The sequence below is a fragment of the Moorena sp. SIO3I6 genome (assembly GCF_010672095.1).
On sequence record NZ_JAAHHU010001473.1, the window covers coordinates 1 to 1,242 of the forward strand.

The following is a 1,242-nucleotide window of genomic DNA, read 5'->3' on the forward strand; positions in this document are numbered from 1 at the left end:
TGATCTTGAATGGGAAATAATCGAGCCTCTGTTGCCCAAAAAGAAGCAAACTAGGCCACCAAAGTGGAGCAAGAGGCAGATATTAGATGGTATCTTGTACCAACTCAAGAATGGTTGTAATTGGTGCGATTTACCTAAAGACTTACCTCCTTATTCCACAGTGTTTTGGTACTACAAACAGTGGCGAGAACAAGGAGTAATTGAAAACCTTAGGGACATCCTACATCGTCGAGTACGTGAGCAAGTAAAAAAAAAGGGCAATGGACAACCCTCATGATGATTGACTCCCAAGCAGTCAAAAACACCTGTAATGCCAGTGTCTCCTCCAAAGGATTTTGTTTTTACAAGTCTACCAATGGCATCAAAAGACATTTAGCAGTAGATACTTTGGGTTTTCCGTTTTTTAGCCATTGCACCAAAGCATCGGTGTCTGACGATGTTGGGTTGATTGAAATGTTGTCGGACAACATCGACTACTTCAAATCCAAGCCTGTCAATATTCCCAAAATTACCATATTGCTTGACCATGGATATCACCCAGAAAAACTGACACAGGAATTAGAGAAAATTTATCCTCAGATTATGAGCAAAATTAGATTTCAGCTTTCGGCTAAGCCATCCAAAGCTCAGAAGAAAAAAGAAGGTAAAACTGGGTTTGTACCAGTAAAAGCGCGGTGGGTAATCGAAAGGACTAATTCGTGGATGGAAAGATGTAAGAGTTTGGTCAAGAATTTTGAAAGGACTCTTGAGCATGCTAATACCAAGATTAGTTTGTGTTTTGTTCGACTGATGTTGAAAAGATTAGCTACTGCTTAAAAAGATCTCAAATAGGTTCTATAAATCACCAATGCTTGCTGCCAAGACTGTAATGCTTCTGGGAACTTACTGCGACCAAAGTGACTAATTCCCTGCTGATATAGTTTGCCCGCCTCTGCTTGCTTAAGGTCTACTTGAACTATGGCATCCCTAGGGGCTAAAGTCCCTTCTTGCTCTGGGCTAACCGTGTTTTGTTCTTGAGCCACTGGTGGTAAACTCAGGAATCTAGCCAAAACAGGGAGTTCCCCAGGGGTGAGGCAGACAGTGAGAAGTCCCAAAAATAAGACCTGCTTAAGTTTCATATCGGATATTGAATTATTCTCTACTTCCCTATATCTGAGAGATTCCTGAACCTATGCAATGATTCAGGGAGTCGGGAATCGGGAATCGGGAATCGGAAAACGGGAATCGGGAATCGGGAATCGG

General features: G+C 41.9%; 3 protein-coding genes. 2 read left to right on the top strand and 1 reads right to left on the bottom strand.

Annotated elements, in window-relative coordinates; translation table 11 throughout:
- Both F6K49_RS50365 and F6K49_RS50370 read left to right on the top strand, forming a co-directional pair.
- On the top strand, positions 1-277 hold a 277-nt coding region (locus F6K49_RS50365), incomplete at its 5' end, for a transposase (protein WP_293110384.1).
- Entirely contained in the window at positions 274-816 is a 543-nt protein-coding gene (locus F6K49_RS50370; protein WP_293110386.1) for a transposase, read from the top strand. The genes F6K49_RS50365 and F6K49_RS50370, both read left to right, overlap by 4 nt.
- On the opposite strand, the gene F6K49_RS50375 is transcribed toward F6K49_RS50370, so the two are convergent.
- A complete protein-coding gene (locus F6K49_RS50375; protein WP_293110388.1) occupies positions 813-1,118 on the bottom strand; it encodes a hypothetical protein in 306 nt (101 codons plus the stop codon). The two genes, F6K49_RS50370 and F6K49_RS50375, sit on opposite strands and share 4 nt — an antisense overlap.
- Positions 1,119-1,242 lie beyond the last annotated feature (124 nt).

Excerpts from the sequence above, each read along its gene's own strand:
- F6K49_RS50370 (WP_293110386.1), top strand. The coding sequence starts at position 274 with ATGATGATTGACTCCCAAGCAGTCAAAAACACCTGTAATGCCAGTGTC.
- F6K49_RS50375 (WP_293110388.1), bottom strand. The coding sequence starts at position 1,118 with ATGAAACTTAAGCAGGTCTTATTTTTGGGACTTCTCACTGTCTGCCTC.